A 21,635-nucleotide genomic window follows, 5' to 3' on the forward strand; every position below is an offset into this window, starting at 1 on the left:
TGCCATGCTCCTTCATGCGCCTTGCGGGCGGGCCGCGACCTGCAGCGCACGCACCACGGCGCGTTGCGCCAGCCCGACCTTGAAGGCGTTGTGCTCATAGGACCGGGCGCCATCTAGCAGCAGGCGGGCGGCCTCGGCCGCGCTGTGCGCGCTCAGCGGCCGGCCGGTCAGTGCCTGCTCGGCAGCGGGCACGCGCCACGGCTTGTGTGCCACGCCGCCGAGCGCCAGACGCGCGCTGCGCACGGTATGGTCGGCAAATTCGAGCGCCGCGGCCACCGAGACCAGCGCGAAGGCGAAACTGGCCCGGTCGCGCACCTTCAGGTAATGCGCATGGGCGGCATAGGGCGAGGGTGGCAGCTCCAGCGCCACGACCAGCTCGCCGGGCGCCAGCGTCGTGTCGATCTCCGGCTTGTCTTCCGGCAAGCGATGGAAGTCGGCGATCCGGATCCTGCGCTCGCCGCCTGGCGCACGCACGACAATAACGGCCTCCAGCGCGGCCAGCGCCACGCACATATCGGACGGATGCACGGCAATGCAATGCTCGCTGGCGCCAAGGATCGCGTGCATCCGGTTGATGCCGTCGCGCGCGCTGCAGCCCGAGCCAGGCTTGCGCTTGTTGCAGGCCGGGAAGCCGGTGTCGTAGAAGTAGTGGCAACGCGTGCGCTGCAGCAGATTGCCGCCCACGGTCGCCATATTGCGCAACTGCCCGGAAGCGCCGGACAGCAGCGCCTGCGCCAGCAGCGGATAGCGTTGGCGCACCAGCGGCTGGTTGGCGGCGTCGGTGTTGGTGAGCATCGCGCCGATGCGCAGGCCACCGTCGGGCAGCGCCTCGACCTGCGCCAGCGGCAGCCGGCTGACGTCGACCAGTTGCTGCGGCGATTCAACACCGGCCTTGACCAGGTCGAGCAGGTTGGTGCCGCCGCCAACATAGCGAGCGCCCGGCTGGCTGCCCAGTTGCAGGGCTTCGTCGACGGTATCGGGCCGCGCGTAGGAGAAGGGCTGCATGCCGCTGCCTCAGCGCGCGCCTTGCTTGCCGCCAACCTCGCGGATCGCGGCGACGATCCTGGGGTAGGCACCGCAGCGGCACAGGTTGCCGCTCATGCGCTCGCGGATCTCGTCGTCGCTGAGCGGAAGTGTGGGCGAGGCCAGCGGCTGCACCATGCTGGCCTCGCCGGCGCGCGCTTCGGCCAGCATGCCAACTGCCGAGCAGATCTGGCCTGGCGTGCAGAAGCCGCACTGCAGTGCGTCATGGGCGACAAAAGCGGCCTGCATGGGATGCAGCCTATCACCGTCGGCCAGGCCTTCGATGGTGGTCAGGTCGCGGTCTTCCTGCATCACAGCAAGTGTCAGGCAGGACTGGATGCGCCGCCCGTCGCTCAGCACGGTGCAGGCGCCGCACTGGCCGCGGTCGCAGCCCTTCTTGGTGCCCATCAGGTGCATCACTTCGCGCAATGCGTCGAGCAGGGTGGTGCGCGGCTCAAGCTGCAGGGTGTGGGTCTGGCCGTTGATACGGAGCGTGACGGGGCGCGCGGCGGCGCCCGCAGGCGCGGTGGCGTCGCGCCGGGTGGAGTCCTTGTGTTCGGACATTGTGCTGGCCTTTTGTGGAAGGGGCGGCACCGTGGGGAGAGCGCCGCGCCTGACAGTGCAGCAAGAAGGACAGCAAATTCGGTGCCCGGCAGCGAGGCGGGCCAGGAACGGGAGAGGGAGGGAAGAGGTGAGGGAACGGTGCCGCCGCGTGCGTCAGAACTCCACGGCGGCTTGTAGAAATTACGCTCGCGCCACGCGGGCCGCACAAAGAAAAGGCGGCGCACAATGGCGCCGCCCTGGCATTGACCGTAAGGCCGCAGAGGCCTTAGCCCTTCAGCACGCTGCCGATGGCCTTCGCCACGATTTCCACGTTGCGCTCGTTCAGGCCGGCCACGCACATGCGGCCCGAGCGCAGCAGGTAAACACCGTACTGCTCGCGCAGGCGCTCGGCCTGGTCGGCGGTCAGGCCGGTATAGGTAAACATGCCGCGCTGCGTCAGGTAGCGCGACAGCGCTTCGCCGCTGACATGGTCGCGCAGGTTGTGGTGGATCGCTTCACGCATGCGCGCGATGCGGCCGCACATCTGGGCCAGTTCTTCCTCCCACAGCTGGCGCAGCTCGGGCGTGGTCAGCACCTTGGCCACCACGCGCGCGCCGTGCGTCGGCGGGTTGCTGTAGTTGGCGCGCACCGCGCCGGTCAGCTGGCCGAGCACGTTGGCGGCTTCCCCCGCGGTGTTGCAGAACACGCTCAGGCCGCCGCAGCGCTCGCCGTACAGCGAGAAGTTCTTCGAGAACGAGTTCGCCACGAGGCAGGGCACGTCCTGCGCGACCAGCTCGCGGATCGCAAAGGCATCGTCTTCCAGTCCGGCGCCGAAGCCCTGGTAGGCCATGTCGACGAAGGGCAGCAGGTTGTTGGCATTGACCAGCGCGATCAGCTGGCGCCACTGGTCCTGGTTCAGGTCCACGCCGGTCGGGTTGTGGCAGCAGGCGTGCAGCAGCACGATGCTTTGCGCGGGGATGGTGCGCAGCGCGTCCATCATCGCGTCGAACTTCAGGCCGCCGGTGGCGTCGTCGTAGTACGGGTAGGTGTTGACCGTGAAGCCCGCGCGCTCGAACACCACGCGATGGTTTTCCCAGCTCGGGTCGCTGATCCACACCTGCGATTGTGGGTAGTAGCGCTTGAGGAAATCCGCGCCCACGCGCAGCGCGCCGGAGCCGCCCAGCGTCTGCAGCGTGGCGATGCGGCCGGCGGCGCGCGCCGGCGAGTCTTCGCCAAATACCAGCGCCTGCACCGCGCTGCGGTAGCCCACCAGGCCCGACATCGGCAGGTAGGGGCGCGGGCCCATGTCAGCCAGCAGCGCAGCCTCGGCCTTGGCGACGGCCTGCATCACCGGCAGGCGGCCGTCATCGTCAAAATAGATGCCGATGCTCAGGTTGACCTTGTCGGTGCGGGGATCTTTCTGGAAGTCCTCGTTGAGCGAGAGGATCGGGTCGCCGGGAAAGGCTTCGATGTGTGCGAACATGGGATGCGATGGAATCAGGTCGGAGGGGGCTGCTGCGTGGCGCAGGCAGGCGCCGGGCACCGCGCAGCAAGGATTCTAACCGGCGGCGCCCGCGGGCTGCGGGCGCCGCGCCGGCCGGTCAGCGCAGTTGCTGGGTGGCGACGCCGTCCTGCAGCGGGGCGGCCGCGTTCTTCTGGCGCACCAGGTAGCTGATGGCAAGGACCACCAGCCACACCGGGATCAGGTAGACCGAGAGGCGCAGGCCTTCGGTCAGGTACATCACCACCAGGATGCCGGCCAGGAACACCAGGCACAGGTAGTTGGTCAGCGGGTAGCCCCAGCTCTGGAACTTTGTGGCCTGGCCGGCCTTTCGCTTGTCGGCGCGGAATTTCAGGTGGATCAGGCTGATCATGGCCCAGTTGATGATCAGGGCCGACACCACCAGGCCCATCAGCAGCTCGAAAGCCTTGCCCGGCATGAAGTAGTTGATCACCACGCAGGCCGCGGTGGCCAGCGCCGAAAAGCCCAGTGCCGCCAGCGGGATGCCGCGCTTGTTGACCTTGAGCAGCGCCTTGGGCGCATTGCCTTGCTGGGCCAGGCCGTACAGCATGCGGCTGTTGCAGTACACACCGCTGTTGTAGACCGACAGCGCGGCGGTCAGCACCACCACGTTCAGCACGTTGGCAACCCAGTTGCTGTTCAGCGCATGGAAGATCAGTACGAACGGGCTGCCGCCGGTGACCACGTTTTCCCACGGGTACAGCGACAGCAGCACTGCCAGCGCGCCCACATAGAAGATCAGGATGCGGTAGATCACCTGGTTGGTGGCCTTGGGAATGGTCTTCTCGGGCGAATCGGCTTCCGCCGCGGTAATGCCCACCAGCTCCAGGCCGCCGAACGAGAACATGATGACAGCCATGGCCATCACCAGGCCGCCCATGCCGTTGGGGAAGAAGCCGCCGTGCTGCCACAGGTTGGCCACGCTGGCTTGCGGGCCGGCATTGCCGGACATCAGCAGGTAGCCGCCAAAGCCGATCATGCCGATGATGGCCACGACCTTGATGATCGAGAACCAGAATTCCATCTCGCCGAAGGACTTCACGCTCGACAGGTTGATCGCATTGATCACCAGGAAGAACACCAGCGCCGAGACCCACGTCGGGATTTCCGGCCACCAGTACTGCACGTAGATGCCGACGGCCGACAGCTCGGCCATGCTTACAAGGATGTACAGCACCCAGTAGTTCCAGCCGGAGAGAAAGCCGGCGAAGTGGCCGCAGTACTTGTCGGCGAAGTAGCTGAACGAACCGGCGACGGGCTCGTCCACCACCATCTCGCCGAGCTGGCGCATGATAAAGAACGCCACGATGCCGGCGATCGCGTAGCCCAGCAGGACCGACGGCCCCGCCATCTTGATGGTCTGGGCGATGCCCAGGAAAAGGCCGGTGCCGATGGCCCCGCCCAGCGCGATCAGCTGGATATGCCGGTTCTTCAGGCCACGCTTGAGCGTGCCGTCATTGCTGCTTGCATGCATTCAGTTGTTTCCTCTACCCATTCTCATGGAATGTGGGCCCGCGCCTCTGGCTGTTTTGACTCGGACGCTTGGGCCGGGGGACGCCACCACCCGCACGGCAGGGTGACTGCCGCGTGGGTGGTTCGCTTACCGGAACCGGCTGGTGCCTGTCACAGGCGGCCGGTCAGGGAAGGCCGATGCCGGTCAGGCCTCGACCTTGAGCGTGCCGCGCTCGATCTGGTCGCGTTCCAGCGACTCGAACAGCGCTTTGAAGTTGCCTTCGCCGAAGCCTTCGTCACCGCGGCGCTGGATGAACTCGAAGAACACCGGACCCAGTGCGGTCTTGGAGAAGATCTGCAGCAGCAGGCGGGGCTTGCCGCCTTCCGTGGTGCCGTCCAGCAAGATGCCGCGCGACTTCAGTTGCTCGACGGGCTGGCCGTGGCCGGGCAGGCGCGTTGCCAGCGCGTCGTAGTAATAGTCGTTCGGCGCGGTCATCAGCGGCACGCCTGCGAGTTGCAGGTTGTCGATGACTTCGATCAGGTTGTCGGTCAGGAAGGCGATGTGCTGGATACCCTCGCCATTGAAGGCCATCAGGAACTCTTCGATCTGGCCGGCGCCCTTGGACGATTCCTCGTTCAGCGGAATGCGGATTTTACCATCCGGCGCGGTCATGGCCTTGGAGGTCAGGCCGGTGTATTCGCCCTGGATGTCGAAGTAGCGGATTTCACGGAAGTTGAACAGCTTTTCGTAGAAGTTGGCCCAATAAGCCATGCGGCCACGGTAGACGTTGTGCGTCAGGTGGTCGATCAGCTTGAGGCCGTGGCCAACCGGGTGGCGGTCGACGCCTTCGACGAACTCGAAGTCGATGTCATAGATCGACTTGCCTTCCTCGAACCGGTCGATCAGGTACAGCGGCGCGCCGCCGATGCCCTTGATAGCAGGCAGGCGCAGTTCCATGGGGCCGGTCGGGATTTCAACCGGCTGGGCGCCCAGTTCCAGCGCGCGGGCGTAGGCCTTGTGCGAATCCTTGACGCGGAAAGCCATGCCGCAGGCGCTCGGGCCGTGTTCGGCGGCAAAGTAGGCGGCGTGGCTGTTCGGCTCGCGGTTGACGATGAAATTCACCTCGCCCTGGCGGTACAGCACCACATCCTTGGAGCGGTGCTTTGCCACCAGCGTAAAGCCCATCTGCTCGAACAGCGGCTCGAGCACGTTGGGGGTGGGCGAGGCGAATTCAACGAATTCAAATCCCATCAGCTGCATCGGGTTGTCAAACAGGTCGGCCATGGCTTTCTCACTAGAGGGGAGGTTAAGTGATTGGATCGGTGCGGCGCCGGCAGAGTGCCGTGAGGCAGGGCGGGCGCGCACCGGAGATCGGAATTCCGGTTCAGCACTCCGCGCCATCGGCGCTGGCGCCTGGCGTGCCAGGCAAGGAAGGCAGGTTCATGGTCATGGGGGCGTTCAGAACCGGTCAGTCGGGAAATATTATTGCAGTGGCGACTTTGCCCGGATCGGGTGCCGCCGCCGCCAGTCAGTGCCGCGCAAACTGTTTGCCGCGCTGGCTTTATGTCGCTGGCTTGGGATGCAGTGTATATTCTGGCCAGCAAAATTGGATTTCGTTAGCCACGCAGGGAAACCCTAGATTATGAAATTCAATTGCAAAAATCTTTGAAATGAGGAAATCAAAGTGCAAACGATCGACCTGGACCGTACCGATCGCCGCCTGCTGGCGGTATTGCAGGAGAACGCGCGCGCCTCGAACCTGGAGCTGGCGGAGGCAATTGCGCTGTCTCCGGCACAAACGCTGCGGCGTCACCGTCGCCTGGAAGAGGCCGGGCTGGTCAAGCGCTACGAAGCGCGGCTGGATGCCGCTGCACTTGGCCTGGGCGTGGTCGCCTTCATCCATGTGACGATGGAGCGTGGCCATATCCGCGAGCTGTCCAACTTCAAGCGGCTGGTGGCGGAGCTCGCGCAGATCCAGGAGTGCTTTTCCGTGACCGGAGATATCGACTACGTGCTGAAGGTGGTCGCCAGGGACCTGAAGGCGTTGTCTGACTTCCTGCTCGATACGCTGATGCGCATCCCGGGCGTCAGCGCGGTCAAATCCAGCGTCTGCCTGGACGAGATCAAGTGCACCAGCGCCGTGCCGGTGGAAGCCTGAAACCGCGCGTCGGTGTTTCCGTCACTCCGGGCCGTTGCCGGTCCGGTCGCATGCCACGTTCATCTCGCGGCATATGGCGCACCACGCGGGGCATGAGCCGGGTTTGTTGGCGTCCGGCGCATCCGTAGCGGGCAGGTCGGATGGCGCCACATGCACCGTCATCGCCGGCCGCGGCGGCCGGCAACCGCTGCAGGCGCGCGCCACTGCTTCGTACAGGGCTTGCAGCCCCACCGGCTTGACGATCACCGCATTCATGCCGGCAGCCAGCGCCGCGGCGTGGTCTTCCGCCACGGCACTGGCGGTGCAGCCGACGATCGGCACATCGCGGGCGGCGCCATCGCGGGCCCGCACCGCGCGCGCGAAGGCCAGGCCGTCCATCACCGGCATCGCGCAGTCGCAGACGACGACATCGAACACGGCGCCATCCAGCCTGGCCAGCCCGTCGCGGCCGTCCCCGGCGGTCGCCACATGGTGGCCCAGGTACTCCAGCTGGCGCTGCAGCAGCAGGCGGTTGGGCGCATGGTCGTCGATCACCAGGATGCGGGCGTGGCAACGCGCGCAGCCTGGCACCGGCACAGGCTGCGCCGGCGAGGCCGCGACGGCGTCGGCCAGCGCCAGCGCCAGCGACACCGTCACGCGCGTGCCGTGGCCCGGCTGGCTGGACAACGAGATCCGTCCGCCCATCGCGCTCGCCAGGCGCTGGCAGATCGCCAGGCCGAGCCCGGTGCCGCCTGCATGGGTGCGCGACTGGTCGTGTACCTGCACGAACGGCTCGAACAGCCGCGCCTGCGCTTCGGGTGGTATGCCGATGCCGGTATCCGCAACGGCCAGCGTCACGGCCTGCTTGCCGTCGGCGGCTGGCTCGGCTTCCAGCCGGACCCGGATCGCCCCGCGGTCGGTGAAGCGCACTGCGTTGGACACCAGGTTGCCCAGGATTTGCCGGAAGCGCAGGCCGTCGACCTGGTGCAGCGGCGCCACGCCAGTGCCAAGCTCGCTGGTCAGCGCCAGCCCCTTCTGCCCGGCCACAGGGCCAAAGATCAGCAAGGTGTCCTTGATCAGCGCCGGCAGCGACGCGGGTGCCGGGTGGATGCTGAACTTGCCGGCTTCCATCTTGGACAGGTCGAGGATGTCGTCGATCAGTGCCAGCAGGCCGAGCGCCGACTCATGCGCGGTCACCAGTTGCAGGCGTTGGTGGTCGGGCAACTGGCATTGCGCCAGCGTCAGTTCCAGCATGCCGGTGATGGCGTTCATCGGCGTGCGGATCTCATGGCTGACCGAAGCCAGGAAGGTGGACTTGGCGCGGTTGGCGGCCTCGGCCTCGGCCTTGGCGTGCGCCAGTTCGGCCAGCATGTCGTGGCGCTCGGTCAGGTCGACGCAGCCGCCCGCGAGGCCCTTGACCTTGCCGTCAGCGCCCCGCAGCGGGGTAACCCAGTTCAGGACATGATGGCTGCGCCCGTTGAGCAGCAGGCAACGGTCCTTGCGCAGCGGCTCGCCCTCGTCGAGGACCTTGCGGTAGTCGCGCGCCAGTTCGGCCATGTCGGTGACGATGGGATGCGCATGGCCTGGCGCATCGAGCGGCTGCCCGCGAAGCATGCTGCGCGTGGCGCCGACGAGTTCCTCATAGTTGCGGTTGCACGTGATGAGGCGCAGCGAGGCATCGCGCAGGTAGACCGGCTGCGGGATACCGTCGAGCAGCGCCGACTGGATCGCAATGTGGTCCTTCAGCGCGCTCTCGGCGGCGCGGCGCCGGCGCACCTCGCGGTGGAGCACGGCGATCCATGCCAGCAGGCATGCGCTGAGGCCGCAGAACAGCATCGCGGCCCAGCCGTACAGGCGTTCATGGGCCAACGGGGTGGCGTACACGGGCGCCATGGTCTGGCCCGTGGCACCAGTCGAGAAGGCGATCAGGAGCATCGCTGCCCAACGGTATAACGCGGCGCTTGCGTGGCGGGGTTGCGACCGGGCGAGGGGTGCCGTGCGGAGGGATTTCGAACGGACCGGCAAGCGAGACAGGCAGGACAGGCAGGACAGAGGGGGCAAGGTGAACCAGGAAAATACGGCTGGTATTCACTCTAGATCCTATGAGATAGAGGGAGCCATCGACAAGCGCCCATACCTAAAATCAGCGTGTCGTGCTTGGCTCACAGGAGAGCATCATGCGTACAGATCAGACCACGGGTACCGAGGAGCGGGTGTTGGCGGTGTCGCTCGAACTGGCGGCCGCGAAGTGGAAAGTGGCGTTACACGACGGGCACCGCGAGAAGCCTGCGGTGCATACCGTCGCGCAGCCGCAAGCCTCAGCGCGTCTGCAGGCCGTCATGGAGCTAATCGAACAACACAAAGACAAGTGGTCGCTGCCAGCAGGTGTGCGCGTCGTCATAAGCTACGAGGCAGGCCAGGACGGGTTCTGGATCTGTCGCGCGCTTCAGGCACGCGGCATCGAGTGCTACGTCATCGATCCGGCCAGCATTCCGGTCGAACGCCACAAGCGGCGCGCGAAGACCGACCGGCTCGATGTCATCAAGCTGGTGATCAGCCTGCGCGCCTGGCTACGCGGCGAGCGCGACCGCATGCACGTCGTTCACGTGCCATCCCCGCAGGACGAAGCGTCGCGGCACCTGATGCGCGATCGCGGGCAACTGCAGAAGGAAGTGCTGCAGCACTGCGACCGCATGCGCAAACTGTTGGCCACCTTCGGCTGCTGGGATGAGGTGCATCACAGGCACTTCGCCGGCCGGCTCGCCCGTGACGAGGTGAAGTGTCACGACGGCGCGCCGTTGCCGCCCGAAATGCGCGAGCGGCTGCTGCGCGAGTGCGATCGGCTGGCGCTAGCGCAGCAGCAACTCGCGGCGCTGGAGAAGACGCGGCAGGCAAGCCTGCCCGCACCCGCGTGCCAGCGACGCGATAACCTGGCGCGCCTGAAAGGAATTGGCGAAGTGGGCGCGTCACGCCTCGCGCTCGAACTGTTCTGGAGGGAGTTCGGCAACCGGCGCCAAGTGGGTGCCTGTACGGGGCTGGTGCCCCAGCCTTACGACAGCGGCGAGAGCCAGGTCGACCAGGGCATTAGCAAACAGGGGAACCGACGAGTGCGCGCGTTACTGATCGAGATGGCATGGTGCTGGCTCCGCTACCAGCCCGACAGCGCACTCACGCGCTGGTTCAACGAGCGCACCCAGAGCACGGGACCAAACCGGCGCGCCCGGCGTATCGCGATCGTTGCAGTCGCACGGCGACTGGCCATTGCGCTGTGGCGCTATCTGAAAGACGGTGAGATTCCCGAAGGCGCACGGCTGAAGTCGGCATAGGCCTCCTAAAAGCTTGCAGGAAAGAGGTAACGCTCGGTCAGGGCAACTACGCAAGCACAAACGGTCTGAGGTGAACATGCCCGTTAGGCTCCTGGGTTGCTGAAGCAACCGATTTATCTAGATGGGGCATTTGTTCCTGGTTGATGATTCCGGCGTAATGCGCATGCAGGATGAGGCCGGCCAAGCGCCGGCGGATAGAAGGTGGTCGGACGTCACGTCTGACGCGCGCACACAAACGGACTTCAGACCTATGCACCTACCAAAGTAGGAATGTTCGATCGCCCGGTCGACTTAGCCAGTTCTGCAAAAGGATTTGACAAACCACTGTTCATAGAAGGAGCCTCGCTGCGCCACCTCATTCAGACGACTCCGAAAGTGCTTGTGGAAATTTCCGAATCGAATGGAGATATTGCCTAACGCGCTGCCATTACCTCACCTGCAGCGCGAGGTTTTGCCGCCCTCCAGCCGACGGAACGTATCGCGGGTGAGCCCTCGGTACATTTGCAAGCGCAACCGCGGCGCTATGATTCGCCTTGCGGATCGCGATGCATGTGCTCTCCATTAGCACTGCATCGGCCGCGGCCGATGCACGTGATTGCATGGGACAAATGGGACAGCTAATTGCCAGTTCAGGAATGTTGGGAAGATTCGTGGCGCACCTCGGAAGCTTCAGGTGTATTCGTGAGCAAATGCTGAGCACAATGCTGCAACGCCTGACTGCGTGCCGCTTCACGCGGGCACAAAAAAGTTTGCTATGGAGGGAATGCAGTGGCCACTATCCTGATCGTCGACGATCATCCGCCCGTGCGAATCGTCCTCAAGACCCACTTGTCCCAGGTGCTAGGCATCACGCATGTACTGGAAGCGGACAACGGCCAGGCCGCCGTGGAAATCGTGCGGCAGTATGCGCCGGACGTGGTGATCCTCGACCTGGACATACCGAAGATCAACGGCCTTGAAGTGATCCCCCGTCTGATGGCCGTGCATCCGGGCGTGCGCATCCTGGTGATCTCGGGCCAGGACCAGAATACCTTTGCCCCGCGCGCGCGCCAGGCCGGCGCGCATGGCTACGTGAGCAAGACCCAGGAACTGGCGGAAATCGTGCGCTGCGCCGAGTCGGTGCTGGCCGGCTATACCGTGATGCCCGAACTCGAACGCGGCAAATCTGAGTTCGGCGATGAGGCAGTGCGCCTGGCCAGCCTGTCGGACAAGGAGCTGATTATCATGCAAATGCTGGCCAAAGGCATGAGCAACAAGGAAATCGGCGAAGCCCTGTTTATTTCCAACAAGACCGTCAGTACCCACAAGACGCGGATCATGGAAAAACTCGGGGCGCGCTCGCTTGTGGATGTCATCGATTTTGCGCGGCGCCACCATATTGCAATCGGCTAGCATGGCGAACCTGGTTTCTTTTGCATCGTCCGGGGGCGCGCTGCCATGACCGGCGCGCTTCTGTTTGCCGCGCTCCACGACGGACAGTGGGCCGCCAGCCTGGCGGCGCTGCTGCAGCGGCTGGGATTTGCACCGCAGGCGGCCGCGCCGGCAGCGGCGCTTGCGCCGGCATCGGCTGGCAAGGTCGGGTTGGTGATCGCCGGGCCCGGCACGCCCGTGCCGCCAACGCTGCTGGAAGGCTGGCATGCCGTCGGCGCGTTGTGCGCGGTCGCGGTCCCGCCGGGGGAGCGCTCGGAACATGGTGCCTTCGTGGCCCGATTGCCGGTGCCGGCAACCGAGGCGGCGATTCTCGCGATGCTGGCCGAGCGCCACTACGTTGCGCTGCCCGCGTACGAGGCGGCCGCGATCCCCGCTGCGATTGCCGCGCAGACCTTCGGCGATGCGGCCTTCGCGGACGAATTGCTGCAGGCGCTGGTGATGTCGGCGCAGGCTGACCTGGCACAACTGCGCGGCGCCGGCACCAACCTGGAAACATGCGGCAGCATTGCGCATCGGATGAAATCGTCGGCGCATTATGTCGGTTGCGACACGTTGCGCGTGCTGGCACAACGCATTGAGGACGCTGCCCGCAGCGGCGATGCCGGCACGGTCGCGGCACTCCGCGCGATCTTCGAGCCGACCTGCGTGCGGCTGGTTGGACTGCTGACGGCACTGGCGGCCAGGACATAATGCCGGGCCAATTGGCGTGATTATCAGGCACGGTAATTTTCCGGATTGGCGCAAGCGCGCCGCTCGATTATTCTGGATTAACGGCGGCTGGGTATCCTGAATATCCGGTAATGAATGCTGCCGATTCATTCGGCGCGGTCATGGATGGATTTTGGCGCGGCAATTTTCCGCCAGGATTCCCCCGGGCACCGGCGCCGTCATTTTCCGGGAACGGGTCATGAACCATGCGTTGGCGGCATTGCCGGAATCGGCCTTCTACTTCCACCTGGCCGCGGTGGCGCTGCTGCTGCTGTCGTTTTTTACCGGCCGCGCCATCCTGCAGGTGCTGGCCACGCGCGAGGGGCGCCGCGAACGGGCGCAGCGCCTGGTGCGCGTCGCATTTGGCCGGCTGGTCGCGCTCGGCGCCATCTGGACCGCGATCGTCTACGGGCACGGCGCCTGGGAGCGTGCCGGTGCCCACAACTGCCGGCACCTGCCGGCGGTGGATGCGGCTGCGCGTTACGCCGCCGAATTCTGCTACCTGCGCCATGACCGGCTGCTGCTGCGCGTCTATGGCGACGGGCGCGGTACGGCACGCGGGGAAGGGCGCGAGGGCTTGCTGGCCCATCGCACCATCACCAGCGTCGGTCCGGTACACGTGAGCTGGGACGGCCACGCGCTGGTCTATGCATCCCAGGCGGGGGGCGCACAAGGCCGGCTGGCGCTGCCACCCACATGGCGCGACCGGCTGCTGGCGCGGTTGCCCTGAAGCCGGCCCCGGCTGGCCCTTTCTACGCCACGCGGGACGCGTCAGTGCGGGGCGGCCGCCGGAAGATCGGTGCTGCAGCTGGGCGCACCGTCATCGTGCGAGTGGACGTGCAGCGCGCCCGGGACATGGCGACTATCCAGGCCATTGCCCTGCAGCCATTGGGCGGTGGTGGCGGCGGCACGGTCGATCAGCTCGCCGCAGCGTGTGTAGTCGTAGGGCGAGATATCGAGCGGGCACAGCGGCGGCACCACGCTGATATACGCGCGGTCGGCAAAGTGCTGCAGGTCGTTCACCAACTGGCGTGCTACCAGCAGCGACAGCGCATTGAAGGCATGCTCGAGCGCGCCGCGCGGCGCCCGGCGCTCGGCGCAGGTAAAGCCGGCGGGCAGCACAATCACGCGGGTGGCGCCGAGGGCGACCGCGGTGGATACCGGTGTATTGTTGGCCACGCCGCCGTCGATCAGCGTGCGGCCTTCGAACTGCACCGGCGGGAACACGCCGGGAATGGCGGCGCTGGCCAGCACCGCATCGACGATATTGCCCTGGGATAGCAGCACCTCGTCCCCGCTTTGCATATCCGTGGCAACCACATGCAGCGGCAACTCCGCCGCTTCGAGCCGGCGCGGACCGAAATGGCGCGCCAGCAGCGCGCGCAGGCCCGCCGACTCGACCAGGTGGCCGCGGCTGCCTCCAACCATGCCAAGCACGCTGCGCCAGCCCCACGGCATGATGTCGGCGCGGCGGATGCCGCGCCACAGCTGGTCCAGGCGGCCAGCGCCGGCGACGCCAGGGTTGCAGGCGAAATAGGCCCCGTTGATGGCGCCCGCCGAGGCGCCGATGACGATGTCGGGCGTCACGCCCCATGCCACCAGCTCGCGCAGCATGCCGACCTGGATCGCACCGAGGCTGCCGCCGCCGGCGAATACGAAGGCTGTCTTGTCCATGGCTGTCGTAATGGCGCGGTGCGTCCGCGCCGTCTCCCCTTGCATGTTGGCTCGTGTGCCCCCGACCCTAGCAAAGCATAGGCGACACCGGGCCCGCTGGGCAGGATGGCTCCCCGCGCTGACATCATCCTGGCGCGCTTCAACGGCTCGGCGCGGCGGCCATGATGGCCGTTGCGCAAGCGGGCGAGATCGTCCAGACCATCCGGCACAAGCAGCATTGATCGAAGCCTGCCTGCGCACCGCGGGCCTGACGCTGCCGGGGACATGCTTCGCCAATAAAATGCAATTAACCGCCAGAAATTTTCCGCAACCTCCAAGTTGGGCTGGCAGTGGGGTGGGGCAGACCTTCTGGCAGTACCCTCGGCCGCGACACGGCATGCAGGGCCGCGGCGTAAGGTGTCGGGACGCGCTATTCGAGGAATTCGTCCGCGGAGATCCCCAGCTGGCCGGCCATATGCTCGACCAGCGCCTGCAGCCGGGCGACCTTTTCCGATAGCGCCTGGTGTTCCGCGCGCAGTTGCGCCAGTTCGGTGGAAGTCCCCGCACCCGCTTCGGCACCGCCCAGGCTGCCTCCGTAAGCAGACTCCTGCGCCGCTTCCAGTCCGGCGTCGCCGCTCAGCAGGTGCATCCAGCGATGCTCGCGCGCGCCGGGCGCACGCGCCAGACGCACCACGAAGGGCGGCTCGCGCTCCGCCAGTTCTTCCAGGAAAGCCTCCACCGACGAAATATCGGCAAACGCGTGCAGGCGCGCCGTATTCAGGCGCAACTCCGCCGCGGTCTGCGGCCCGCGCAGCAGCAGCATCGCCAGCAGCGCGACCGACTGGCTCGGTACACCGAGCCCGCGCTGCATATTGTGCTCGAAGCGTGGCACGCGGCTGCTGCTCCCCTCGAAGACCAGGCTCAGGTGCTTGAGCCCGTCGATGGCGTCGAGGATCTCGGGTTCGCTCACATTCATGACCGGGGCACGGGCGGTCTTCTGGTTGCAGCCGGACGCGAGGGCGTTGAGCGACAGCGGATAGGTATCGGGGACGGTGTGCTGTTTTTCCACCAGCACGCCGAGTACGCGGCCTTCCACTGCAGACAGGGGCCGCGGCGCGGGGCGGGCGGGGCGTTCGCCAGGCTGGCTGGCGTCGGAGACGGAATCGGGTTGCATCAAGACTCTGGTGTGGACTCGGGCCGCGCCTGCCGGCCTGGCGGCGCGCTCCCATTCAAGCGCAAGGCAGCGCCAGGCGCAACTATGCCATGCCGGGGCCGCCGCGCCGCTGCTTGCGACCCGTTCGCCCCTCGCATTCTGCGGCGTGCCGTCTACTATCGATAGGCCGCGCCGCCGCCGGCTGGCGCGCGCACCGACCACTGGGGGGCCGAAATGGCGATTTCGCAGGCGGAAGCGATGGCAACGGGCGCCACCGACGGCGAGGCTGGCAGCGCGGGCGCAGCGCCTGACGGTGGCGGACTGGAAGCGCCGTATTCCACGCTGGAGTCGCGCTGGCACCAGATGTTCCCGAAGCTCGGTGCCGAAGACATGGCACGGGTGCAGCGCTTCGGCACGCCGCAGCGCTGGCGCGCCGGAGAAAAACTGTTCTCGATCGGCCAGAGCGGGCGCGGCATGTACCTCGTGACCAGCGGCTGCGTGCGCCTTGTGCGTCGAGACGGACTGGGCCGCGAATCCACGATCACCGAGCAGGGGCCGGGCCACTTCCTGGCCGAGGTCGGCACGCTGAGCGGCCGGCCGGCACTGGTCGACGGCATTGCCGTGACCGACACCGACGGCTACGCCATCACGCCCGAGCGCCTGCGCGCGCTGCTGGTGGCCGAGGCCGAACTGGGCGAGCGCATCATGCGCGCCCTGATCCTGCGCCGCGTGGGCCTGATCGAGTTTGGCAGCGGGCCGGTGCTGGTCGGCCACGGCACCGAGCCGCTGCTGCTGGCGCTGCAGGCATTCCTGCGGCGCAACGGCTATCCCCACACCGTGATCGACATGGACGTGGATGGCGAGTGCTCGTTGCTGCTGGAGTACGCCAACGCGCCCGCCAGCGACTTCCCGCTGGTGATCTGCCCTGACGGCAGCGTGCTGCGCGCGCCCGATGAGGGCCAGCTGGCCTCATGCCTGGGGCTGTTGCCTGAGTTCGATCCGCACCATGTCTATGACGTGATCGTGGTGGGTGCGGGGCCGGCAGGCCTGGCGACGGCGGTGTATGCGGCGTCCGAAGGGCTGTCGGTCGCGGTGATCGACTGCCGCTCGCCCGGCGGCCAGGCCGGTGCCAGCGCGCGCATCGAGAACTACCTGGGCTTTCCCACCGGCATTTCCGGGCAGGCACTGGCCGGACGCGCCTTCGTGCAGGCGCTGAAGTTCGGCGCGCATATCGCCATCCCGCTGGAAGTGAAGGCCCTGCATTGCGGCGCCGATCCAATCCAGCTGGAGCTTGTCGACGGACGCATGATCCCGACCCATACCGTAGTGATCGCCACCGGCGCGCAATACCGCCGGCCCGGCATTGAAGCGCTGGAGCGCTTCGAGGGACGCGGCGTCTACTACTGGGCTTCGCCGGTGGAGGCCAAGCTGTGCCGCAACGAGCCCGCGATGCTGGTCGGCGGTGGCAATTCAGCCGGGCAGGCGGCGGTCTACCTGGCATCCAATGCCGCGCACGTGCATATGCTGGTGCGCGGGCCCGGGCTGGCCGCGACCATGTCGCGCTACCTGATCGACCGCATTGGTTCGCTGCGCAACGTCACGCTGCATACCCATGCGCACATCACCGCGCTGACGGGCAACGGCTGGCTGTCGCGGGTGCGCTACGACGCGCCGGGCGAAAGCCCGACGCCGGTGGAAATGAACGTGCGCCACCTGTTCCTGTTCATCGGCGCGGACCCCAACGCGGCCTGGCTACGCACCTGCCATGTCGAGGTCGACGACAAGGGCTTCGTGCGCACCGGAGGCGGCGACCTCGGTTGCGCCGCGGCGGTCCCGTATCCGCTGCAGACCAGCGTGCCGGGCGTGTTCGCCATCGGCGATGTGCGCTCGGGCTCGACCAAGCGCGTCGCGGCCGCAGTGGGCGAGGGCGCCGCGGTGGTGGCGCAGATCCACGATTACCTGGCGAAGGCCCAGCTGGCGGCGGCCCGATAGCGCAAGTACCCAGGGCACGCGCCTAGCCTTGCGCTTCGCGCTCAAGCAGTTCGCGCTTGCGCGCCACGCCCCAACGGTAGCCGGACAGGGCGCCATCGCTGCGTACCACGCGATGGCATGGAATCGCGACCGCCAGGTGATTGGCCGCGCAGGCCTGCGCCACTGCTCGCACCGCCCGCGGCGCGCCGATGCGGGCCGCGATCTCGGCATAGCTGGCGGTGCTGCCCGGCGGGATCTCTTGCAGCGCCTGCCAGACGCGCTGCTGGAAGGCGGTGCCGCGCACGTCCAGCGGCAGCGCCAGCCCGGTCGATGGCGCCTCGACAAAGCCGACCACCTGCGCCACCAGTTGCTCGAACCGCGCGTCGCCGCCGATCAGGTTGGCGCGCGGGAACTGGTCCTGCAGATCCTGCAGCAGTCCCTGCGGATCGTCGCCCAGCAGGATCGCGCAGACGCCGCGGTCGCTCTGCGCGACAAGGATCGCGCCCAGCGCCGATTGGCCGATGGCGAAGCGGATATCGGTGTCGGCACCGCCCGCGCGATAGCGCGACGGCGTCATGCCGAGCACCGCGTCCGCGGTTTCGTAGAAGCGGCTGTTGGAGCCAAAGCCGGCGTCGTAGATGGCTTCGGTCACCGATTCGCTGCTGCCCAGCTGCGTGCGCAGTTTGCTGGCACGGTGTGCGGCCGCGTAGGCGCGCGGGGTCAGGCCGGTGGCGGCCTTGAACAGCCGGTGGAAGTGATAGGGGCTGACGCCGGCGGCACGCGCCAACCCGGGCAGCGTAGGCAAGGTGTCGGCGGCCTCGATGCGGCGGCATGCGTCGGCCACGATGGCGGCGTGCTGCGCGGCCAGCGCGGGCGGCGCGGCGCGGCGGCTGGGCCGGTAACCGGCGGCTTCGGCCGCCGAGGCGTTGTCGAAGAACTCGACATTGGCCGGATGCGGCAGCCGCGACGGGCTGCTGGGCAGGCAATAGACGCCGGTGGTCTTGACCGCGTAGACGAAGCTGCCGTCGGCGGCGGGATCGCGCGCCAGCACGCGCGCCCAGCGCGGGTCGTTCTCGATGGCGGTGGCGCTGCCGGTATTGCGGCGCGGTCTTGGCATGGATACAGGCATGTCGTTGCTCAGCTGGCGTCGTGGAAGATGATGCCGAGCGTGTAGCGCTGGCCCGCGTGCAGCCGGCTGACGCCATGGCGCAGGTTTACCCGGTAGCTGCCCCGGCTGCCTTGCACCGGCCGCTGGCTGACGGCGAACACCACCGCGTCGCCCTGGCGCAGCGACACCACTTCGGCTCGAGACTGCATGCGCGGGCGCTGCTCGGTCATTACGAACTCCCCGCCAGTGAAATCGCGTCCGGGCTCGGACAGCAGCACCGCCACCTGCAGCGGAAAAACATGTTCGCCGTACAGGTCCTGGTGCAGGCAGTTGTAGTCGCCGGGGCCGTAACGCAGCAGCAGCGGCGTGGGACGCGACTGGCCTGCCTGGTGGCAACGCGCCAGGTAGTCCGCGTGCACCGCGGGGTAACGCGTGTCGATGCCCATCGCGGCGTTCCAGCGGTTGGCAACGGGCACGAGGTGCGGGTACAGCGCCGTGCGCAAGGCGCCGACGATGTCGGGCAAGGGATAGGCAAAGTACTTGTACTCGCCCTGGCCGAAGCCGTGCCGCGCCATCACGATGCGCGAGCGATACAGCCCCTCCTGCTCGTAGCGCGCAGCGAGCGCCCGGCATTCCGCTTCGGCCAGCAGGCCGCGGATGGCGGCGCAGCCGTAGTCATCAAGGCCGCGCTCCAGCGTGGGCCAGTCGACGCCATCGACGCGCACTCCGACGGGCGCGTGCCCTGGCGACTGGCGCCTGTCTTCCCGCAGGTCCGGCACGGGGCGGCGCGGTCCGCTTACCGCCGTCGCGTATGCCTGGGGGCGCTGTGCCTGCTTGATTGTCACTGCCGTTCTCCGGTTTTGGCTTGCATGGTGCCCACTTTAGGTCGCGTCGGTCGCCGTGGCACTCCGGGTCTTGCTTTTGAATTCTGCACAACAAATTGCCTTGACAAGACAGGTCTGTCTACAAATAATGAGACAGGTCTGTATCATTGTCGAGAGGCAAGCAGGCCGCCAACCCGAACATCCTTTGCCTTGCAGGAGAAACCCGATGTCCGCCCAACCCGAAATCCGCCCGCCACTGCCGCCGTTCACCCACGATTCCGCCATCGCCAAGGTCCGCGCCGCCGAGGACGGCTGGAACAGCCGCGACCCGGAGCGCGTGGCGCTGGCCTACACCGTCGACAGCGCCTGGCGCAACCGTGCCGAGTTCGTCAACGGCCGCGCCGATATCGTCGCGTTCCTGCAGCGCAAGTGGCAGAAGGAACTGGATTACCGCCTGATCAAGGAGTTATGGGCGCATGACGGCAACCGCATCGCGGTGCGCTTTGCCTATGAATGGCATGACGATTCCGGCAACTGGTACCGGTCGTATGGCAACGAGAACTGGGAATTCGATGAGGCGGGACTGATGCGGCGCCGCTTCGCCTGCATCAACGATGCGCCGATCCGCGAGGCGGACCGCAAGTTCCATTGGCCGCTGGGGCGGCGCCCGGACGGGCATTCGGGGTTGAGCGATTTGGGCCTGTAAGCGAAAAACCGCTGTTGCTTTTCTCCCCTCTCCCGCGCGCGGGAGAGGGGAGAAAGCCAGCGGCTTGCGGGTCTGCACAGCCTTACTGCATCTTGTCCAGGTTGCCGATCCGCACCAGCATTTCCGTGAACATCTGCATGTCGAGGTTCAGGTCGGCTACTTCCTTGTACTCGCGCGCATTGTGCGCGGTGTACTTCTTGCCCGGCATCGCCGGCCCGAAGTTGATCGCGTTGGGCATCAGCTTGGCGGTGGTGCTGCCCGCGGTGGCGACCGGCTTGGCTTCCAGCCCGGTGGTGTCGCCGAAGATATTGAGCAGCGTGGACAGCCAGGCGCCCTTGGGGTCGCGCGCCATCCAGTTGCCCTGGTCGTACTTGATCTCCACCGGCCCGTGCGTCGCGGCCCAGCCGAAGATGCGCTTGGTGATCCGGGCACCCAGCTCGTCGGGCGTGCGGCCGCGCGGCATGCGCACATTGGTGACCACGTCGACATACTCGCCGCGCTCGCGCACCAGCGTGGGCGACATCGTCAGCGGACCCATGAAGGCGTCGCGATACGCCACCTCCATCCTGGTGCCGAGGTAGTCCAGCCCATACAGGTCGTTCAGGTAGCGCACCGCGTTCAGGTAGTGGTTGTCGGCAAAGCGGACGCCGCTGGCCTGCAGGAACAGCGCCAGCCGCGGCAGCGGGTTGACGCCTTCTTCCGGGCGCGAACCGTGTGCGGAAGCGCCGGTGACCTTGACCTCGACTTCATTGCCCTCGCGCTTCACGTCGATCGAGAACTTGCCGCGTGGCGCATTGCGGCGCACGAAATCCGCCTTGGCCTGCTCGAGCGCCGCGGCCACGGCGGCGGCATCGCCGCCGGCAATGCGCGCGGTGGCGGTCTCGGGAATGGCGTTGGCCGAGGCTGCGCCGCGCATGGCCACGATAGCGGGGCCCTTGTCGTCTCCCTTGCCGCGTTCAGCCTTGCCGTCGGCGGACTTGATGCCGAACGAGACGGTCAGCGTGCCGGCGCCTTTCTCCGCGACCACGGCCGGGTACTTGCTGTCGAGCACGATGTTGTACTCCGGCAGCGTGGTGTGCTGGCGGTAGTACTTCATGCCGTCGCCGCCGGTCTCCTCGGTGGTTTCGATCATCAGGCGGATGGTGCGCTCCAGCGGCACGCCGCTTTCCTTGACGGTCTTCATCGCATACAGCACGGCCGCGATCGAGCCCTTGTCGTCGATGGTGCCGCGCCCGTAGAGCGTGTCGCCCACGCGCGTGAGCCGGAACGGATCGAGGCGGGTGCCGTCCTCCAGCACCCATTCCTCGGCCACGGCCGGAACCACGTCGGCGTGGGTCAGGATGCCGAAGGTATCCTTGCTGCCGCCAGGCAGCGTGACTTCGAACACGCGGTTGTCCACGTTGCGGTAGGCCAGCCCGAAGTCGCGCGCCATGCCTTCCACCATCTTGCCGAACTCCACGATGGCGGGGTTATCGTGCTGGGCGATCTTTTCATCGCGCACGGTGCGCAGCGCCACCATCTTGCCGATGGTGTCGATCACCGCGGCCTCGTTGCGGACGCGGTTGTAGACGCCCAGCAGGCGTCCGACATTGACCAGGTTCTCGCCAGCCAGCGGTGCCTTGGCCTGCCAGGCAGCCACGGCCGGGGCGACCGAAGGTTCCGCCCTGGCGGCGGCCGCCATGAAGGCCTGCAGGTCGGCCGGCGCGGCCGCGCGGGTGCTGCTGACCAGCGCATCGAGCGCCGGCTTCTTCAGGGTTTGCGCCTGCCCCGGGTGCGCGATCAGGAGCGATAGCGCAAGCAGGGCAGCCCACCGGCGAGGCGTCGGCCGGTGGTGCGGGCGGCAAGATCTGGTCATTGCGAAGCAGGGAGTCAGGTTGGATGCCGCATGATAGGGCACTCACAGGGGTTTGCCGAAGAAATATGCCGTGCAGTGCGCGCGCGGGGTGTGTCCCAGGCCGCAATAGCGGATTCCTATGCCGTCATCATAGAATAAGGCAATCGTTTCGGTTGAAACGATGAATTGTACAAATCACATCGCGGTCGACAGAATGAGGCCTTCGCTGCAACACGCAGCCGA

18 protein-coding genes are annotated in these 21,635 nt (G+C 66.8%); 7 read left to right on the forward strand and 11 right to left on the reverse strand.

Going from position 1 to position 21,635, the window contains the following annotated elements; translation table 11 throughout:
* Window positions 1-12: 12 nt before the first annotated feature.
* The 5 genes from CTP10_RS21765 to hppD form a co-directional block, all read right to left on the reverse strand.
* Complete coding sequence (locus CTP10_RS21765; protein ID WP_116323846.1) at window positions 13-1,005, reverse strand: FAD binding domain-containing protein; 993 nt, start codon at window positions 1,003-1,005, stop codon at window positions 13-15.
* 9 nt (window positions 1,006-1,014) lie between these two features.
* On the reverse strand, window positions 1,015-1,587 hold the full coding sequence (locus CTP10_RS21770) for a 2Fe-2S iron-sulfur cluster-binding protein (RefSeq protein ID WP_116323847.1): 573 nt from the start codon (window positions 1,585-1,587) through the stop codon (window positions 1,015-1,017).
* A gap of 265 nt (window positions 1,588-1,852) precedes the next feature.
* Window positions 1,853-3,049, reverse strand: a complete 1,197-nt coding sequence (locus tag CTP10_RS21775) for an amino acid aminotransferase (RefSeq protein WP_116323848.1) — start codon at window positions 3,047-3,049, stop codon at window positions 1,853-1,855.
* Between the two features lie 118 nt (window positions 3,050-3,167).
* On the reverse strand, window positions 3,168-4,562 hold the full coding sequence (locus CTP10_RS21780; protein WP_116323849.1) for an amino acid permease: 1,395 nt from the start codon (window positions 4,560-4,562) through the stop codon (window positions 3,168-3,170).
* 183 nt (window positions 4,563-4,745) lie between these two features.
* Entirely contained in the window at window positions 4,746-5,825 is a 1,080-nt protein-coding gene (gene hppD / locus CTP10_RS21785; RefSeq protein WP_116323850.1) for a 4-hydroxyphenylpyruvate dioxygenase, read from the reverse strand.
* Window positions 5,826-6,225: 400 nt separating this feature from the next.
* On the opposite strand from hppD, the gene CTP10_RS21790 reads away from it, so the two are divergent.
* Window positions 6,226-6,699 carry an Lrp/AsnC family transcriptional regulator gene (locus tag CTP10_RS21790; protein WP_116323851.1) on the forward strand — a complete coding sequence of 158 codons (474 nt, stop codon included), beginning with the start codon at window positions 6,226-6,228 and terminating at the stop codon, window positions 6,697-6,699.
* 21 nt (window positions 6,700-6,720) lie between these two features.
* On the opposite strand, the gene CTP10_RS21795 is transcribed toward CTP10_RS21790, so the two are convergent.
* Window positions 6,721-8,613, reverse strand: a complete 1,893-nt coding sequence (locus CTP10_RS21795; protein WP_233528480.1) for a PAS domain-containing sensor histidine kinase — start codon at window positions 8,611-8,613, stop codon at window positions 6,721-6,723.
* A 242-nt stretch (window positions 8,614-8,855) separates the two neighbouring features.
* Here CTP10_RS21795 and CTP10_RS21800 point away from each other — a divergent pair, with 242 nt between their 5' ends.
* From CTP10_RS21800 to CTP10_RS21815, 4 genes are all read left to right on the forward strand, one after another.
* Complete coding sequence (locus CTP10_RS21800; protein WP_116324088.1) at window positions 8,856-10,004, forward strand: IS110 family transposase; 1,149 nt, start codon at window positions 8,856-8,858, stop codon at window positions 10,002-10,004.
* A gap of 768 nt (window positions 10,005-10,772) precedes the next feature.
* Window positions 10,773-11,396, forward strand: a complete 624-nt coding sequence (locus CTP10_RS21805; protein ID WP_116321217.1) for a response regulator transcription factor — start codon at window positions 10,773-10,775, stop codon at window positions 11,394-11,396.
* 45 nt (window positions 11,397-11,441) lie between these two features.
* Window positions 11,442-12,125, forward strand: a complete 684-nt coding sequence (locus CTP10_RS21810; protein ID WP_116321216.1) for an Hpt domain-containing protein — start codon at window positions 11,442-11,444, stop codon at window positions 12,123-12,125.
* A 217-nt stretch (window positions 12,126-12,342) separates the two neighbouring features.
* Entirely contained in the window at window positions 12,343-12,873 is a 531-nt protein-coding gene (locus CTP10_RS21815) for a hypothetical protein (protein ID WP_116321215.1), read from the forward strand.
* Window positions 12,874-12,914: 41 nt separating this feature from the next.
* Here the strand turns inward: CTP10_RS21815 and CTP10_RS21820 are convergent, their stop codons facing one another.
* Window positions 12,915-13,817 (reverse strand): patatin-like phospholipase family protein, encoded by a 903-nt coding sequence (locus CTP10_RS21820; protein WP_116321214.1) that lies wholly within the window; start codon window positions 13,815-13,817, stop codon window positions 12,915-12,917.
* A 409-nt stretch (window positions 13,818-14,226) separates the two neighbouring features.
* Window positions 14,227-14,970, reverse strand: coding sequence for a YceH family protein (locus CTP10_RS21825; protein WP_116321213.1), 744 nt, complete (start codon window positions 14,968-14,970; stop codon window positions 14,227-14,229).
* Window positions 14,971-15,183: 213 nt separating this feature from the next.
* Here CTP10_RS21825 and CTP10_RS21830 point away from each other — a divergent pair, with 213 nt between their 5' ends.
* Complete coding sequence (locus CTP10_RS21830; protein WP_116321212.1) at window positions 15,184-16,941, forward strand: FAD-dependent oxidoreductase; 1,758 nt, start codon at window positions 15,184-15,186, stop codon at window positions 16,939-16,941.
* A gap of 22 nt (window positions 16,942-16,963) precedes the next feature.
* Here the strand turns inward: CTP10_RS21830 and ada are convergent, their stop codons facing one another.
* Both ada and CTP10_RS21840 read right to left on the reverse strand, forming a co-directional pair.
* Window positions 16,964-18,049 carry a bifunctional DNA-binding transcriptional regulator/O6-methylguanine-DNA methyltransferase Ada gene (ada, locus tag CTP10_RS21835; RefSeq protein WP_271815884.1) on the reverse strand — a complete coding sequence of 362 codons (1,086 nt, stop codon included), beginning with the start codon at window positions 18,047-18,049 and terminating at the stop codon, window positions 16,964-16,966.
* 8 nt (window positions 18,050-18,057) lie between these two features.
* Window positions 18,058-18,798 carry a 2OG-Fe(II) oxygenase gene (locus tag CTP10_RS21840; protein WP_442875244.1) on the reverse strand — a complete coding sequence of 247 codons (741 nt, stop codon included), beginning with the start codon at window positions 18,796-18,798 and terminating at the stop codon, window positions 18,058-18,060.
* Window positions 18,799-19,078: 280 nt separating this feature from the next.
* Between CTP10_RS21840 and CTP10_RS21845 the strand changes: the two genes are divergently transcribed.
* Window positions 19,079-19,558, forward strand: coding sequence for a nuclear transport factor 2 family protein (locus CTP10_RS21845; RefSeq protein ID WP_116321210.1), 480 nt, complete (start codon window positions 19,079-19,081; stop codon window positions 19,556-19,558).
* An 82-nt stretch (window positions 19,559-19,640) separates the two neighbouring features.
* Here the strand turns inward: CTP10_RS21845 and CTP10_RS21850 are convergent, their stop codons facing one another.
* Complete coding sequence (locus tag CTP10_RS21850) at window positions 19,641-21,413, reverse strand: dipeptidase (protein WP_116321209.1); 1,773 nt, start codon at window positions 21,411-21,413, stop codon at window positions 19,641-19,643.
* Window positions 21,414-21,635 lie beyond the last annotated feature (222 nt).

The sequence above is a fragment of the Cupriavidus sp. P-10 genome, assembly GCF_003402535.2.
Lineage (GTDB): Bacteria > Pseudomonadota > Gammaproteobacteria > Burkholderiales > Burkholderiaceae > Cupriavidus.

What these genes read in the sequence shown, in the direction of transcription:
- CTP10_RS21765 (WP_116323846.1), bottom strand. Translation starts at nt 1,005, where the DNA reads ATGCAGCCCTTCTCCTACGCGCGGCCCGATACCGTCGACGAAGCCCTG.
- CTP10_RS21770 (WP_116323847.1), bottom strand. Translation starts at nt 1,587, where the DNA reads ATGTCCGAACACAAGGACTCCACCCGGCGCGACGCCACCGCGCCTGCG.
- CTP10_RS21775 (WP_116323848.1), bottom strand. Translation starts at nt 3,049, where the DNA reads ATGTTCGCACACATCGAAGCCTTTCCCGGCGACCCGATCCTCTCGCTC.
- CTP10_RS21780 (WP_116323849.1), bottom strand. Translation starts at nt 4,562, where the DNA reads ATGCATGCAAGCAGCAATGACGGCACGCTCAAGCGTGGCCTGAAGAAC.
- hppD (WP_116323850.1), bottom strand. Translation starts at nt 5,825, where the DNA reads ATGGCCGACCTGTTTGACAACCCGATGCAGCTGATGGGATTTGAATTC.
- CTP10_RS21795 (WP_233528480.1), bottom strand. Translation starts at nt 8,613, where the DNA reads ATGCTCCTGATCGCCTTCTCGACTGGTGCCACGGGCCAGACCATGGCG.
- CTP10_RS21800 (WP_116324088.1), top strand. Translation starts at nt 8,856, where the DNA reads ATGCGTACAGATCAGACCACGGGTACCGAGGAGCGGGTGTTGGCGGTG.
- CTP10_RS21810 (WP_116321216.1), top strand. Translation starts at nt 11,442, where the DNA reads ATGACCGGCGCGCTTCTGTTTGCCGCGCTCCACGACGGACAGTGGGCC.
- CTP10_RS21815 (WP_116321215.1), top strand. Translation starts at nt 12,343, where the DNA reads ATGAACCATGCGTTGGCGGCATTGCCGGAATCGGCCTTCTACTTCCAC.
- CTP10_RS21820 (WP_116321214.1), bottom strand. Translation starts at nt 13,817, where the DNA reads ATGGACAAGACAGCCTTCGTATTCGCCGGCGGCGGCAGCCTCGGTGCG.
- CTP10_RS21825 (WP_116321213.1), bottom strand. Translation starts at nt 14,970, where the DNA reads ATGCAACCCGATTCCGTCTCCGACGCCAGCCAGCCTGGCGAACGCCCC.
- CTP10_RS21830 (WP_116321212.1), top strand. Translation starts at nt 15,184, where the DNA reads ATGGCGATTTCGCAGGCGGAAGCGATGGCAACGGGCGCCACCGACGGC.
- ada (WP_271815884.1), bottom strand. Translation starts at nt 18,049, where the DNA reads ATGCCTGTATCCATGCCAAGACCGCGCCGCAATACCGGCAGCGCCACC.
- CTP10_RS21845 (WP_116321210.1), top strand. Translation starts at nt 19,079, where the DNA reads ATGTCCGCCCAACCCGAAATCCGCCCGCCACTGCCGCCGTTCACCCAC.
- CTP10_RS21850 (WP_116321209.1), bottom strand. Translation starts at nt 21,413, where the DNA reads ATGACCAGATCTTGCCGCCCGCACCACCGGCCGACGCCTCGCCGGTGG.